The 14,953-nt window shown below is 42.3% G+C and carries 14 protein-coding genes and 1 riboswitch; of the genes, 13 read left to right on the top strand and 1 reads right to left on the bottom strand.

The genetic code is table 11. From position 1 onward, the window contains the following. Nucleotides 1–32: 32 nt before the first annotated feature. Nucleotides 33–956: an L-lactate dehydrogenase gene (locus QNH28_RS15970; protein ID WP_283907565.1), complete on the bottom strand. Its 924-nt coding sequence runs from the start codon at nt 954–956 to the stop codon at nt 33–35. Nucleotides 957–1,128: 172 nt separating this feature from the next. Between QNH28_RS15970 and bcaP the strand changes: the two genes are divergently transcribed. The 13 genes from bcaP (at nt 1,129) to QNH28_RS15905 (ending at nt 14,902) form a co-directional block, all read left to right on the top strand. After that, on the top strand, nt 1,129–2,511 hold the full coding sequence (bcaP, locus tag QNH28_RS15965; protein ID WP_283907564.1) for a branched-chain amino acid transporter BcaP: 1,383 nt from the start codon (nt 1,129–1,131) through the stop codon (nt 2,509–2,511). Between the two features lie 26 nt (nt 2,512–2,537). After that, nucleotides 2,538–3,827 carry a WD40/YVTN/BNR-like repeat-containing protein gene (locus QNH28_RS15960; RefSeq protein WP_283907563.1) on the top strand — a complete coding sequence of 430 codons (1,290 nt, stop codon included), beginning with the start codon at nt 2,538–2,540 and terminating at the stop codon, nt 3,825–3,827. A 252-nt stretch (nt 3,828–4,079) separates the two neighbouring features. Continuing rightward, entirely contained in the window at nt 4,080–4,256 is a 177-nt protein-coding gene (locus tag QNH28_RS15955; protein WP_283907562.1) for a hypothetical protein, read from the top strand. 191 nt (nt 4,257–4,447) lie between these two features. Beyond that, complete coding sequence (locus tag QNH28_RS15950) at nt 4,448–4,840, top strand: DUF2500 domain-containing protein (protein ID WP_042194012.1); 393 nt, start codon at nt 4,448–4,450, stop codon at nt 4,838–4,840. Nucleotides 4,841–5,054: 214 nt separating this feature from the next. Next, nucleotides 5,055–5,486, top strand: a complete 432-nt coding sequence (locus QNH28_RS15945) for a cell wall hydrolase (RefSeq protein ID WP_076283592.1) — start codon at nt 5,055–5,057, stop codon at nt 5,484–5,486. 185 nt (nt 5,487–5,671) lie between these two features. Beyond that, on the top strand, nt 5,672–6,082 hold the full coding sequence (gerQ, locus tag QNH28_RS15940; RefSeq protein ID WP_481858391.1) for a spore coat protein GerQ: 411 nt from the start codon (nt 5,672–5,674) through the stop codon (nt 6,080–6,082). A 312-nt stretch (nt 6,083–6,394) separates the two neighbouring features. After that, complete coding sequence (locus tag QNH28_RS15935; protein WP_283907560.1) at nt 6,395–7,711, top strand: hemolysin family protein; 1,317 nt, start codon at nt 6,395–6,397, stop codon at nt 7,709–7,711. 160 nt (nt 7,712–7,871) lie between these two features. Beyond that, entirely contained in the window at nt 7,872–8,624 is a 753-nt protein-coding gene (locus QNH28_RS15930; RefSeq protein ID WP_283907559.1) for a DsbA family protein, read from the top strand. Continuing rightward, nucleotides 8,621–9,085, top strand: a complete 465-nt coding sequence (locus tag QNH28_RS15925; protein ID WP_283907558.1) for a disulfide oxidoreductase — start codon at nt 8,621–8,623, stop codon at nt 9,083–9,085. The genes QNH28_RS15930 and QNH28_RS15925 overlap by 4 nt, the downstream gene beginning before the upstream one ends. Before the next feature lie 199 nt (nt 9,086–9,284). Further along, nucleotides 9,285–9,442, top strand: a riboswitch (cyclic di-AMP (ydaO/yuaA leader). Between the two features lie 123 nt (nt 9,443–9,565). Next, nucleotides 9,566–11,383 carry an APC family permease gene (locus QNH28_RS15920; protein WP_283907557.1) on the top strand — a complete coding sequence of 606 codons (1,818 nt, stop codon included), beginning with the start codon at nt 9,566–9,568 and terminating at the stop codon, nt 11,381–11,383. A gap of 201 nt (nt 11,384–11,584) precedes the next feature. Beyond that, entirely contained in the window at nt 11,585–12,592 is a 1,008-nt protein-coding gene (locus QNH28_RS15915; protein ID WP_283907556.1) for an ABC transporter substrate-binding protein, read from the top strand. A gap of 220 nt (nt 12,593–12,812) precedes the next feature. After that, nucleotides 12,813–13,868, top strand: coding sequence for a FecCD family ABC transporter permease (locus QNH28_RS15910; protein ID WP_283907555.1), 1,056 nt, complete (start codon nt 12,813–12,815; stop codon nt 13,866–13,868). After that, nucleotides 13,868–14,902 carry a FecCD family ABC transporter permease gene (locus QNH28_RS15905; protein ID WP_283907554.1) on the top strand — a complete coding sequence of 345 codons (1,035 nt, stop codon included), beginning with the start codon at nt 13,868–13,870 and terminating at the stop codon, nt 14,900–14,902. Before QNH28_RS15910 ends, QNH28_RS15905 begins: the two co-directional genes overlap by 1 nt. Nucleotides 14,903–14,953 lie beyond the last annotated feature (51 nt).

The raw sequence follows: 14,953 nt of genomic DNA, 5'->3' as shown, positions 1-14,953 counted from the left end.
GACGTTAGAGAGAGCCCCATGTATTCATTTGCTTATAGTTCTAGCTTTGCTATCTCAGCTTTAAGCTTCTCGGCCGATTTCTGGAATAGAGCTCGTTCTGTCTCATTCAATGGAAGATCTAGTACTTCTCGTACACCGGACCGGTCTACGACGCAAGGAGCGCCAAGGTAAACATCCGAAACTCCGTTATAATTATTCAATAAAGTAGATACGTTTAAGACTGAGCCTTCATTATGCAGAATGGAGACAACAATACGATCTAGTGCTAGAGCTATTGCGTAAGAGGTTGAGCCTTTGGCATCGATAATTTCATAAGCGGCATTCTTAGTATCTTGGAATATTTCTTCTTGTTCTGCTTCGTCAAAACCGAGATCAATTCCGGCAACATTTGCTAGACTCCAAACAGGAAGTTCCGAGTCTCCATGTTCTCCGATAATCTGACCGTGAATACTGCGTGGATCAATTTCTTTGTGGCGTCCGATCAAGTAGCGAAACCGTGCACTATCCAGCACCGTTCCGGAACCGATGACTCTTCTGCGATCAAATCCACTTATTTTCAAAGTGGCATATGACAAAATATCTACAGGATTAGTAGCAATAAGTAGGATCGCATGTTGATTATATTTGGTGATTTTTTGAATGATATCTTTGAAAATTGAAATGTTTTTGCGGAGTAGATCTATCCGGGTTTCACCCGGCTTTTGTGATGCACCGGCAGTTACAATGATGATATCCGCTTCACGGCAATCTTCATATGTACCAGCCCATAGCTTTACACCACCAACAAAGGGCATGCCGTGATTCATATCCAATGCTTCTCCAAGGGCTTTCTTTTGATTAACGTCAATAAGTACGAGCTCAGGCATACGTCTCCGTAGCAGCAATGTATAGGCTGTTGTTGTACCAACTGCTCCAGTACCAATGACTACGACACGATTGGGTTTCGGGGGGGCCATGATTCCATCTCCTCAGTAATTAAAATTTTTAGCTTTTAATCTTGTCCATCATAATCGCTAACGTTATTGTTTTCAAGCAGGTCTTATTTAATGCATTACCCCATTTTGGGCATACTAAATAGAAATTCTCTAATTAATTTGACAACATGACTAGACAGGAGAGAATGTTAGAATGGATTTATTTCGTAAAAAACCGCTAATCGCACCTTCAAACTCCGGTGCAATCAAGTTAAACAAAACACTTGGTGCGCTAGATCTAACCATGCTGGGTGTAGGAGCGATTATCGGTACTGGTATTTTTGTAATGACAGGAGTAGCCGCAGCAGAACACGCTGGACCGGGGCTTGTCATTTCATTCCTGTTAGCCGCTTTCGCCTGTGTGCTGTCAGCCCTTTGTTATTCAGAGTTTGCATCGACCATCCCGGTCTCCGGAAGTGCCTATGCTTATAGTTATGTAGCTTTTGGAGAACTACTCGCTTGGATTTTAGGCTGGGACCTTGTGTTAGAATACGGCGTTGCAGCAGCCGCAGTAAGCAGTGGGTGGTCAGGCTATTTACAAGGACTTTTGGAGGGCTTTGGGATTCATATACCTACAGCGCTATCGGGGGCGTATAACGCGAAAGCGGGTACCCTTATTAATTTACCAGCAGTCATTATTATTTTACTAATTTCCTACTTACTGACACGAGGAACTAAAGAGACTGCTCGTTTTAATGCGATTATGGTTGTCATCAAAATAGCTGTAGTACTTTTGTTTATCGTAACGGGATTCTTCTATGTTAAACCAGAGAACTGGACTCCATTCCTACCGTTTGGCTTTCAAGGTGTTGTGAACGGTGCGGCAACTGTCTTTTTTGCCTACATAGGCTTTGATGCGTTATCGACTGCTGCAGAAGAAGTAAAGCGACCTCAACGCGACTTGCCTATAGGGATTATTTCATCCCTTGCTATATGCTCAGTATTGTATATACTAGTTTCACTCGTATTAACGGGTATTATACCCTATAAGGATCTCAATGTTAGCGATCCCGTTTCTTATGCGCTTCGTGTCGTGAATCAAGATATAATAGCGGGTCTAATCTCGGTTGGAGCTATTGCGGGAATGACCACCGTACTGCTAGTAATGCTGTTCGGTCAAACTCGACTGATATTTGCCATCTCACGGGATGGACTTTTGCCAAGAGGATTATCTAAAATCAATGCTAAAACTCAGACACCTATTCGTAGTACTTGGATGGTTGGCATCATTATAGCTGTATTAACGGGATTCATACCTTTAGATCGATTGGCTAACTTAACAAGCATTGGAACACTGTTTGCCTTCTTTGTCGTTTCTTTGGGTGTAATTGCCTTGCGGATGATTCATCCCAATATGAAAAGAGGGTTCAGAGTACCCTGGGTACCTTTCATTCCATTGCTAAGTGCGGCAACATGCGGATTTTTGATGTATAATCTAGGAAGTGAGACATGGATTGGATTTCTGATTTGGACGGGTCTTGGTCTTCTGATCTATTTTTTATACGGCTACCGTAATAGTAAGTTAAATCATAAATAAGATTCGACACGAGAGGAGAGAGGGCATTGACATCTAGGATTGCTGGATTGAAAACACTAAGAATGTTTCTGATGCTAATTTTTTTAGCGTGGATAGTCTCGGCATGTTCTTCACCACCACCGGAGCCTTCTCCACAGCCACAACCTACAGAAGCACCGGAAGAAGGACAGACGATTACTCTGATTACACCACCTAATAACAATACTAACAATGAAAGTGCCCCGAAATATCAGGTTCAAACTCGAATTACAGGTTTTCATCTGCTTAATGAGACAGAGGGTCTGGTCTGGGGCGTAACAAAAAATGAACTTCGATTGTATATTACCCGGGATAACGGGGCGACATGGGCTAATATTTCACCTGCACCCAATGTGCAGTTCCTTTCAACGCCTGCCTATGGAAAAGGTATCTTTTTTACGGACCCGAATCATGGTTGGATTATAAGAAGTGCATTTGGCACAACAGAGAATATAGTGTTACGAACTACAGATGGAGGGGAGAGCTGGAAAGTCTCATCCCTAGGTGATGATAATGCTGTATCTTCTGTTTATTTCAATTCACCCACTCAAGGCTGGTTGATGACCTCTTCGAACGCTACTCCTAATAAGGAGAGCAAGGCTCTTTACTCGACATCAGACGGTGGAGCCACATGGGAAGAAGTGATGCAGAATGAACAATATAATCCGAACCTTCCAAATCATTCGATACCGTTCGCAGGAGTAAGCACTGGAATGATATTCAAGAACCGTGTAGATGGATTTGTAACGCTGCAGACTGGTGCACTTCCTAAAATCTTTATGACTAAGGATGGTGGTCAGAGTTGGAATCCAGGTCAGTCTTTTCTGGTAAATGAACAACTGGAGAGCTGTGACAGAGTAGTTACTGGCAAACCAGAGTTCTTTGATGCTAGTAAAACTAATGGCTGGATGTCTGTGGGCTGCCAAAACGATAAAGATAAAACGATTACTTACCACGGTTACTTTACCGCTAATGGTGGAGACAACTGGAAGTTCGCTCCCTTTGAATTACAGAGTCCCACCGAAGGGAATCATCAGAGCGCTCCTACGTTTCTGAATTCACAAGTCGGCTGGGCCATTATTGGTGACACTCTTTACCACACCGTTAACCAAGGGAAAACTTGGGTCTCTCTTAAGGAGAGTAGTGTGCTGAAGTCGAAGCTTGTGGAATATCCTGAGACGATTAAGATGCAGTTTATTTCCACAGAGGTGGGGTGGCTTTTGCTTGAGAAAAAAGAACAAAAACGCTCGCTCCTCTTACAAACTACAAATGGTGGGAATAGTTGGCGTGTAATGTAAAGTAAAGAGGAGCTGTTTCAAAAGTAGTGGATGCTACTTATGGGGCAGCTTCTTTATTTGTGTGAATTTTCAGGCATGAAATCTTAAATCAATGTGTTGTTGATTGAATGAATATAAGGAAAAAACTTAATTAAAATTTTCTTTAAAGATGTGAAAAAAATCACATGACATTTAAATGATCCTGTGATATATTTAACACATAGAACAAGTTCAAAATTTCACAAACTTAACTTTCGAATAGGAGAGATTACAATGAAAACATTTGAAACAGATTATATGACAAGAAACCTGCTGCAACTTTGCTACAACTGTGATGACGCTCACCTGTGTGAAACAGAAGAACAATGCAGAGCTTGCTGGGCAGAAAATGGTATGTTAGATGTTGAGACTGACGAAACGAAGCAATTGCTAGACCTCGTTCATGCTTAATCTGATCATTCAAGACTACGATTAAAGACCACTCGATTTCTTGATTTCTAAGAAAACGAAGTGGTCTTTTTGCATGAAGTCTCACTAATTTAATGCTTTCTGGACTAGAAGAGGCATATACATGTACAGAAGTGCCCGAAGCTAAGCAAAGGTCGGAATTACATGGGTATGAAGGGGGAAATGTCATGGGAATGGGCCCGGATCTTTCATGGATGTTTGATTTCTCTGGAACAGTGATGCCAATATTTCTCATTGTAATGGTTGGTATTCTTGCAGTATCAGCAGGCAGGGGTTTGCTTCAATGGAGCCGGAACAATAGCTCACCCATGCTAACCATCCCTGCCCGTATCGTCAGCAAGCGGAGTGAAATAAGACAGCAGCAGGTTCAAGAAGATAATGGTTCAAGTCGTACGAGTACAACCTACTACTTAACGTACGAATTGAATGGGGGCAGTCGAATTGAATTTAAAGTAGATGGCCATGAATATGGAATGAGTGCAGAAGGCGATAAAGGCATGCTTACCTATCAAGGAACCAGATATCACGGATTTGAGCGACAACCACAATACTCCACAGCGGAGTAGTCATTAGCTATACATTCATTCTTAAACCATTCTTCTGTTCCATTCAACGGAGCAGAGGGATGGTTTTTTATTTGCGGACTATTTAGCAACTAAACGGAATGCAAATGGCTTTAAAATTAGGTTGGAACTGTCACCTCTTGGGCTAATGCACATACAATACACCATGCAGTTAAGAACGAGGTTGTTTACGAAGCAACCCCAAGGAGGAGACAGCGTGGCCGTCATCAAAACGAACTCGGAAGATGTGAAGGTGCTAGCGCGGTTGATGAGAGCGGAAGCTGAGGAAGATGGAGATCTCGGTATGCTTATGGTCGGCAATGTTGGTGTCAACCGGATTCTTGGCAATTGCCTTGATTTTTTGAACATTCGTAATGTGAATGACATGGTCTATCAAAGTCCAGGAGGATTCGAAGCCCCGCAGAAAAGCTACTTCTATCAACGAGCAAGAGAAGCAGACATCCGTCTTGCTAAACGTGCAATTGCAGGTGAAAGAACATGGCCAGCGACCAATGCTTTATGGTTCTTCCGTCCTGTAGGAGATTGCCCTCCAACCTGGTATAACCAACAAAACACAGGCCGCTTCAAAGCTCATTGCTTCTTTACTCCGACTGGAGAAGATTGCCCGGCTGTATTTATTGGTAATTAACAGGGTAACTGTGTAAAAGAGAATTACTCATTATTATGAGTAATTCTCTCAGTAAGCTAGTGTAAAGGTTCTTTTGTGTCCAAAGGGAGCAGCAGCTCCGATAAACATTTAGGAGGTTTCATTAAATGATCGTTCAACCATACCGTCCTGTCACTTATACTATTGGTAGTGTTTCTTCTTCAGGTATGCAAATGCCAATGTCTTCAGGAATGCAAGGGATGCAAGGGATGCAAGGCATGGGTAGCATGCCGCCACAAGTTAGCAGCGGAAGTCCGATGACACCAGGAGGGGTTGTAGTTCAAAACCCACCTCAACAGTTTGAACAATCGTATATCGAAAATATTTTCAGACTGAATTTAGGCAAAGTAGGTACATTTTATTTTACTTACGAAAATAACAAAGAGTGGAATGCCAAAGTTTACAAGGGTGTGCTGGAAGCTGCGGGCCGTGACCACATTATTATTAGTGACCCAGTAACTGGTCAACGTACTGTATTACTTATGATTTATTTTGATTATGCTACATTTGATGAGCCCCTTACTTACCAGTACCCTGGAGTGATCGGTAATCCTCCTACAACAAGAAACTGTCGCTAATCAAGTCCTTATAGTTGTGGATGAACCCCAACACTTAACGGTGAGGGGGTTTTCTTTATACATACTAATATTTTGGAATAATAAGGGGAATAAAGACCCATTTTTTTTCGAAAGGACACGCATGCTTGCGGTTTGCCCCAATATATTAATATAATAAAGTATATATTCAAAAACGTGATTCCAGACTGGAGATGAAACCATTGGGAAATTGATACTGAAAGGAACAACTGGCAAGCTTCTTGCCGCTACTCTGAAAAAACGAAGGAGGTGGGCCTATCCATCCGTACGGAGAATGATGGATAGGATTATAAATTGAGCGACCCTTTACCCGGTATATTACACGTAGGTCTTATTATTCTGTTGGTATTATTAAATGGATTTTTTGTTTCAGTCGAATACGCAATGGTGAAAGTACGAAGCGGTAGAATTGATACCCTTATTGAAGAAGGTAGTAAAAAAGCTTTAAAAGCGAGAAGCATCGTTCGCAACTTGGAAGGTTATCTATCCGCCTGTCAGCTTGGTATTACATTGGCTTCGCTTGCGCTAGGGTGGCTGGGTCAACCAGCTATAGCTAACCTAGTCGGGCCATTGTTAGGAAGTTTAGGTTTTGGAGTAACTTCTGTTAATGTTGTATCTTTGATTATTGCTCTAATGTTTATCACTATCTTGCATATCGTACTTGGTGAACTTGCACCTAAGACTATTGCAGTTAACAAGGCTGAATCTGTCCTTCTGCTAACATCTGGACCGATGAATGTGTTTTACAAGATCATGTATCCAGTGATTTGGATCGTAAATGGGCTGGCACGTGGTTTGTTACGGATCTTCCGTTTAGCCCCAGCTTCAGAGCTGGGAACGGCGCATACGGAAGAAGAGATCCGTATTATCATGCAAGAAAGTAATAAAAGCGGCTTTATCGATAATACCGAAATGGCGCTGGTTGACAATATTTTCGAATTTGTCGATACAATGGCTCGGGAGATCATGATTCCCAGGACAGAGATGATCTGCCTGAATAATAATCTTTCAACGGAAGAGAACCTGGAGATTGCTTTTGATGGAATGAGGACGCGTTATCCAGTCTGTGATGGAGACAAAGATCATATCCTAGGCTTCATTCATATCAAGGACTTAATTAGGGATCGTGCACAAAGTTATCATAAATTAATTCGCCCTATTCTAACCGTACCAGAATCTATTCAGATTAGTGCTCTGCTGAAGGTCATGCAGCGTGCGAAGACACAAATCGCCATTCTAATTGATGAGTACGGTGGAACATCAGGAATGGTTACGCTGGAAGATATCATGGAGGAAATTGTAGGAGAAATTCAGGATGAATTCGATGAAGAACGTCCTGGTGTTGAGAAGCTGGGGGAGGATGAACACTCCATCGACGGCTTGATGCTTATTGAAGAGATTAATGATCTTTTGGGTCTTCATATGGAAACAGAGGATTATGATACGATAGGCGGGTGGCTGTATTCTAAACTGGAGGTTAATCCACCTCAAAAAGGACAGTCTGTAGAATTTGATGATCATCTGTTTATTGTGGAAGAAACGGATAATAAGCGGATTTCTCGAATTAAGCTACTGAAGTTACAGCTATTGACTGAAGAAGCTGGTGCATAAAGAACTTATTTATATTTATTAAGACACAGTGCTATAGCATTGTGTCTTTTTTACAGCGTTTTTACAGTATTGTTTGCCAAAAAGAGATTAAAAATTATATAATTTTAAATGTATATGATTAAAACTACATTAGTCCACAGAGGACAGAAAGGAACTCTCCTTGAGTAAACCTAATAAAAGTACAAGCGTTCCCCAGCTAAGCAAACAAGAGAAACGGCGGGTAGAACAGGAGCAGCAAAAGCAGAAGACGAGAATTTTAATTATTAGCTCAATAGCTTTAGTAGTCATCATTTTTGTTGGATTGTTTATGTTAGCTTCGAAAGATGCCGCAAAAAATGCCACTTCAGGAGAACCAGTAGCATTCAATTACAGTGAGCTGCCTAGAATCGGTAAAGAGGATGCACCTGTTAAAATTGTTGAATTTGGAGATTTAAAATGTCCAGCGTGTTCCCAATTTGCAACCACAGTTAAACCAAAAATTGTTCAAGATTTTGTCAATGAGGGAAAAGCCGCTTTCTACTTTGTAAATATGGCTTTTGTTGGTCCAGACTCTGAGACTGCCTCACTTGCTGCTTTATCTGTATATCATCAGAATAATGATGAATTCTGGAAGTTCTACGATGCTGTATACGCACAGCAAGGTGATGAGAGTGAAGAATGGGCGACTGAAGATTTCTTAGTAAGCCTTGCGGAGAAAGAGAAGTTAGCTATCGATTATGAACTGCTGCGTAAAGATATTAAGGATCGTACGTATGCAGATGAGCTGAATAAGGGTATGCAGTTAGCTAGTGAAGCTGGTGTGACGACTACACCATCCCTTTACATCAATGGAGTAATGACTGCGGATCCATTTAACATTGAAACGATTTCAACTGAAATTAACGACGCCGCAAAAGCTGTGGAGGCAAAGTGACAAAGTTCCTATCTTTTTGCAAGCGTAACTGCCTGTATCTGGCCTGGTTCGTCTCTTTAGTTGCTGTTGCTGGTAGCTTGTATTTAAGCGAAGTGTTGAAATATGAACCTTGTAAGCTTTGCTGGTTCCAGCGAATTTTCATGTATCCTCAGTTATTCCTCTTGGGTATTGCGACCTTTCGCGGGGAGAAACGGATAATCCCTTATGTACTTCCACTAAGCTTAATTGGTGGCAGTATCTCGATCTATCATTATGCGGAACAGAAGATTCCTGCGTTAAGTAAAGTTCTTCCTTGTACAATTGGTGTTCCGTGTAATAAGGATTATTTGAACTTTTTTGGATTCATTACGATTCCTTTCCTTGCGTTAATTGCTTTTGCTTTAATTAGCATTTTACTTTGGTACGGACGCAAGGAAGAAGAAGTGATGGAGTTAGATAACGAGGAAAGTTTAGGATTTTGATTTTTTAACTTTTTAGGGATCTGAAAAAGATGTGAAAAGTGATTAAAAACACGGTCCAGCGGGATAATTGAAGAGAATGAAAGAGAGCATCCAATGAGACGCTATATTTGCGCTTATTGGATGTTTTTTCATTCTTTTTTCATTTTTTTCAACGCTTTACTGTATACACTTTGTAGACTAATATTAGACCTTGTGAGAAGTTGAATATGCGCTGAATTTTCTTAGGAAAAACGGGGGAACCAAACTTGGCATATGTGCCAATGGGGTGAATCGGAAAGGGTCGATTAGACTTATACCGTAGGGCTAAACCACAGCCCGAATCCGCCAGCTAACCTCGTAAGCAAGGTGGGATAATGACCATGCATAGCATGCGGATCATTTCCGTATGCTATTTTTAGTGTCTGCATTTATGAAATCCACCAATGAAAACAGCGCGCGGAAATTCCGTTTCAGCTCCCAAAGAAAGGAACTGTATCCACCATGGTAAGCAAGGTAAAACGACTATTGATCGGGCGTCCGATGAAGTCGAACGAACTCGATCATGAAAAGTTATCCAAGGTTAAAGCACTGGCTGTCCTGTCTTCTGATGCGCTCTCGTCTGTAGCCTACGGAACGGAACAAATTTTGATTGTACTGGTGGCTGCGGGGTTTACTGCCATCTGGTATTCCCTGCCAATTGCTTTAGCCGTATTGGGCCTGCTGGCCATCCTGATTTTATCCTATCGGCAGACGATCTACGCTTATCCTCAGGGAGGCGGAGCTTACATCGTTGCCAAGAGTAATCTTGGTGTTCCGACAGGACTCTTAGCAGGAGGGTCTTTGTTAGTGGATTACATTCTGACCGTAGCTGTTAGTGCGTCGGCAGGGACGGATGCGATCACTTCGGCTTTTCCAAGTCTTCATAATCACACCGTTCTTATTGCAGTATCCGTTATTATTCTTCTTACTTTAATTAATCTTCGCGGAGTTACAGAATCGGCTTCATTCATCGCTATCCCAGTTTACTTGTTTGTGGTGTCGATTGTAGTATTGATTATCTCCGGTATTATTAAATATGCGGCAGGTGGCGTTCATGCGAATGTCCCTGAAATTGGTTCGGCTGTTTCTAATGTTAGTTTGTTTCTACTATTAAAAGCCTTCAGTTCTGGTTGTTCGGCACTTACCGGTGTAGAGGCTGTATCTAATGCCATTCCAAACTTTAAAGCACCAGCTGAAAAGAACGCAGCCAAGACCTTAATGGTCATGGGGGTTATACTTGGATTTATGTTTACAGGTATTACACTACTGGCGTATTGGTACGGTATAGTGCCTGACGAAAAGGCAACGGTTGTTTCTCAGATCGCTGAATCGACCTTTGGCCGCGGAACCTTATATTTTTTCATTCAAGGTATCACAGCAGTAATTTTGTTCTTGGCAGCTAATACGGCTTACTCAGCGTTCCCGCTGCTCGCATTTATGTTTGCAAAAGATAAATATATGCCACATGCTTTTATGGTCCGTGGTGATCGTTTAGGTTTCTCCAATGGTATTATTTTTCTAGGTGTTCTGTCTGCTTTGCTTGTAGCTGCATTTCACGGAAATACTGAAAGCTTGATTCCTCTTTATGCGGTAGGTGTCTTTATTCCTTTTACATTGTCACAGCTAGGAATGATGGTTCATTGGTTTAAAACAAAGCCAGCGGGATGGAAAAAAAGATTTGTTGTAAATACCATCGGTATGCTGACTACACTCACGATTACCCTTATTTTTATCATCACAAAGTTCTCAAGCGTATGGATGGCTTTCATTTTCTTACCTGCTGTAATGTTCGTGTTCCACCGGATTCACAAGCACTATTTGAACACTGCAGATCAGCTTCGCATATGCCCGAGTACAGATAAACCTTTGATTAAAGGCAGCACGGTTGTTGTCCCTGTTGCCGGTGTTACACGAGCCGTACTGCATTCCATCAGCTATGCCAAGTCTCTAACAGATAATGTTGTAGCAGTGTATGTTGGCTTTGATGAAGAGGATATCCAAAAGATGGAGCAACGGTGGGAGGAATGGAATCCAGGTGTACGCCTGATTGTTCTTCGTTCCAGATATCGCAGTATTATTCGTCCGTTAGTGAAATTTATTGATACAGTGGAGTGGAAGACCGCAGCGACGGATCATATCACGATTCTGATTCCACAGTTTATAACTAAGCATTGGTGGCAAGCAGTACTTCACAATCAGACCAGCTTTTTAATTCGTTCGTATCTAATGAATTCTAAAGATGTTGTAGTTGCGACTGTCCCATATCATTTGAATAAATAATGGATCATTAAGGAGAGGCTATATCCGGAACGTTCGGAATATAGCCTTTTTGTATTTTTTAAGAAGGAAATTGTTGCAAATCCACAAAATTTAAAATTTATATGTTGACATAGAGAATGAGAATCAATATCATTTAAAAGTGAGACTGAGGTAGTCAACACCTTTGAATAACATAGGATGTACACACTAGGAGGGTATTTAATGTTTTTGTTTAACAGAAAAAGATTTGGAAGCATGAAATTAACGATGATCGGATTAATGGTGATGGTGCTATTTTTATCCGCTTGCGGTAATAATAATTCCGGTAACGCTTCAAACGCAGGAACAGAGCCAACGACGGCACCTACTGCTGAAGCTACAGAAGCTCCTGCAGCTCCTAAGACGTTAACGGATGCAATGGGACATGAAGTAACGATTCCAGCTAATCCACAACGTGTACTGGGTTCTTATTTGGAGGATGCTTTGGTAACTCTAGGTGTGACTCCAGTAGCACAATGGTCTGTGCCTAATGGTGTTCAGGATTATCTGTCCACTGAATTGAAGGATGTTCCTACGATCAGCTACGATCTTCCGCTCGAGGCAGTAACCAGCTTCGCTCCGGATCTAATTCTCATCCCATCGGAGTCTTCTGTACAGAACGGTATCTATGACCAACTGAATAAGATTGCTCCGACTTATGTGATTGGGGATAAGCTAAATCAAGATTGGCGTAAATCGCTACTCAAGATTGGTGAAATTCTGAACAAGACTCCTGAAGCGGAGAAAGCCATCAAAGATTATGAAGATAAAGCTGCTGCTGCAAAAGAAAAGCTTAAAGGAGCTATTGGAGAAGAGTCCGTGGCGATTTTATGGTTGGTACAAAAGAACTTCTATATTGTAGACGAAACTCGCAGCAGTGGTGCTGTATTATATACAGACCTTGGTGTAACGCTGCCTAACTTAGTAACAGAAATTCCTGTTGGTACAAGAGCTACTTGGAATCCAATCTCGCTAGAGAAGCTTTCTGAGCTGACAGCAGATCATATTATCCTTGTAAATAGTGATAAGACTGAGGGTTCCGAGATTCTGGACAGTGCAATTTGGAAAGGCATCCCGGCTGTAAAAGCTGGTAATGTGCATGAAATGAGCTCAACAAGCAGCTGGCTATACAGTGGTGCGAACGCTGGCGGCAAAATTATTGACGATGTGTTAAAAAGTCTTGTGAAATAAAAGTCGTAATTCACCATGAATGAGACTGATCATTTAGGTGGGGAAGGGCGTGCAGATCAAGTATTTTAGGATACTAAGATCTGCACCATTTTTTTATAAACCACTCCCATATTACGGGAAAATCGCTCCTACAATTGTACAACCTAATTTTTTTTGCGATAATGAGAATGATTGTTGTTATCATATAGACCTTTGTAACTATCGATTAAGGAGACGACTAATGGTTTCACCCTCAGATTTCACACATCGTAATAAAAATGATACACCAAAAGCTCTACATACCCGACCGGCAGCTGCAATTGGTATTCTAATTTTTGGACTTGCTGCTATTGCCTTTGGACTGGCGCTTTCGGTCTCGGTGGGTGCGGCAAATATTAAGCTAGCTACGGTATGGGAAGCAATATTTCATTTCAATTCAGATTTACAGCAGCATCAGGTGATAAGGGAACTACGATTTCCACGCGCGTTAGCAGGTGCTTTGGTTGGGGCTTGCTTCGCAGTAGCAGGGGCAATCATGCAGGGGATGACAAGGAACCCGCTAGCGGATGCAGGTCTGCTCGGCTTGAATGCAGGAGCAGGTGTAGCGCTGGCTATTGTATTTGCTTTTGCACCTTCGCTATCATTCACTTCACTTATGTTGTTTTGTTTTATTGGTGCCGCTATAGCCTCACTTATCGTATTCGGAATCGGGTCGCTTTCATTTAATGGCCTTACACCTTTACGGTTGACGCTCGCAGGTTCCGCGGTTAGTGCACTACTGGTTGCGATTAGTCAGGGTATAGCTATACTTTTTAACTTGTCCCAAGATATAGCCTTCTGGTTAGCAGGTGGAATGGGTGGAGCAAGCTGGACTCAGATCAAGATTATTTTCCCTTGGGTGCTCGTGGCATTAATCGCAGCGATGATGTTATCGCGGTCTGTTACCTTGCTCAGCTTAGGAAAAGAAGTTGCAGTTGGTCTGGGGCAGCGGACGAGATTAGTACAGTTGGCATGTATGATTGTTATTGTAGTTCTTGCTGGAAGTGCAGTTTCAATGGTTGGCCCGATTGCCTTTATAGGACTAATTATTCCACATGTAGCACGTTATTTCGTTGGCGTAGATTATCGCTGGATTATTCCTTGCTCGGCAGTTCTTGGGAGCTTACTGATTATCTTTGCGGATATCGCCGCTAGAATGATAAATGCCCCTTATGAGACGCCGTTAGGCGCCTTAATTGCCATCATCGGTGTACCTTTCTTTATCTACTTGGCGAGTAAGCGGAAGGGGGAGCTGTAATGCACAGATTAACCCTTTCTCCAGATGAAAAAGAACGACGGACACGTGCCATAACGGTGTTATCACTGCTTGCTATACTGATCGTCGTTGTATTTATTGTCAGTATGAATACAGGATTTATGCGTCTATCCCCACGGGAGGTATTACATACACTGCTGGGTGATGGAACACATCAGCAAAAGCTTATTTTATTTGATTTCAGATTACCTCGCATCGTAATTTCATTGCTGGTTGGAGCGGGCTTTGCAGTGTCAGGCTGTATTTTACAAAGTCTCGCAAGAAATGCACTTGCTGAACCGGCTACGCTGGGCATAAGTGCGGGTGCTGGTTTTGCGGTAATCATTTTTATCTCATTTTTTCCGGCTACAACAGCAGCTCCGGTATTTGTCTTGCCGATCTTAGCGCTTGGGGGGGCTAGCTTAACCGCCGCTTTAATCTATATTCTTGCTTATAGGAAAGCAGATGGTCTATCTCCAACAAGGTTGATCCTTATCGGGATTGCGGTCGCTGCCGGAATTAACGCTTGCCAGCTTGTGTTGGCACTTCGGCTTGATCCTAATAATTATCAATTTGTAGCGACTTGGATCGCCGGGAAAATATGGGGTGGCGATTGGAGATTCGTCCTTGCTCTGCTACCTTGGATAGCGATTCTGTTACCGTTCGCCTTCTATAAAGCCCGTATTCTTAATGTATTGAATCTAGGAGACCATACTTCAGTAGGACTTGGAATGCGAGTGGAGAAGGAGCGCATTCTCCTTCTAGTGACAGCAGTTGCGCTTGCCGGCTCCTGCGTTGCTGTAAGTGGAGGAATTGGCTTTGTCGGCCTAATTGCACCACATCTTGCCCGTAAGCTTGTGGGACCCCGTCATCAGGTATTATTGCCCGCTAGTGCGTTGACAGGGGCGCTTCTTATGATTACTGCTGATACTATCGGCAGATGGGTGTTACAGCCTGCAGAAGTTCCAACAGGCATCGTGGTTGCGATCATTGGTGCACCTTACTTTTTATATTTACTCGCCAAATCGAAAGCATAATGCGTACGAAGCGAGTTTTACTATGCAGTTCATTCTAGGAGCATAGCTCCA

The sequence above is a fragment of the Paenibacillus sp. G2S3 genome (assembly GCF_030123105.1).
Taxonomy (GTDB): Bacteria; Bacillota; Bacilli; order Paenibacillales; family Paenibacillaceae; genus Paenibacillus_AQ.
This window is presented reverse-complemented; position numbering and strand designations above follow the sequence as displayed.

Coding starts and splice junctions, on each gene's coding strand:
- QNH28_RS15970 (WP_283907565.1), bottom strand. CDS start 956: ATGGCCCCCCCGAAACCCAATCGTGTCGTAGTCATTGGTACTGGAGCA.
- bcaP (WP_283907564.1), top strand. CDS start 1,129: ATGGATTTATTTCGTAAAAAACCGCTAATCGCACCTTCAAACTCCGGT.
- QNH28_RS15955 (WP_283907562.1), top strand. CDS start 4,080: ATGAAAACATTTGAAACAGATTATATGACAAGAAACCTGCTGCAACTT.
- QNH28_RS15950 (WP_042194012.1), top strand. CDS start 4,448: ATGGGCCCGGATCTTTCATGGATGTTTGATTTCTCTGGAACAGTGATG.
- gerQ (WP_481858391.1), top strand. CDS start 5,672: ATGCAAATGCCAATGTCTTCAGGAATGCAAGGGATGCAAGGGATGCAA.
- QNH28_RS15920 (WP_283907557.1), top strand. CDS start 9,566: ATGGTAAGCAAGGTAAAACGACTATTGATCGGGCGTCCGATGAAGTCG.
- QNH28_RS15915 (WP_283907556.1), top strand. CDS start 11,585: ATGTTTTTGTTTAACAGAAAAAGATTTGGAAGCATGAAATTAACGATG.
- QNH28_RS15910 (WP_283907555.1), top strand. CDS start 12,813: ATGGTTTCACCCTCAGATTTCACACATCGTAATAAAAATGATACACCA.
- QNH28_RS15905 (WP_283907554.1), top strand. CDS start 13,868: ATGCACAGATTAACCCTTTCTCCAGATGAAAAAGAACGACGGACACGT.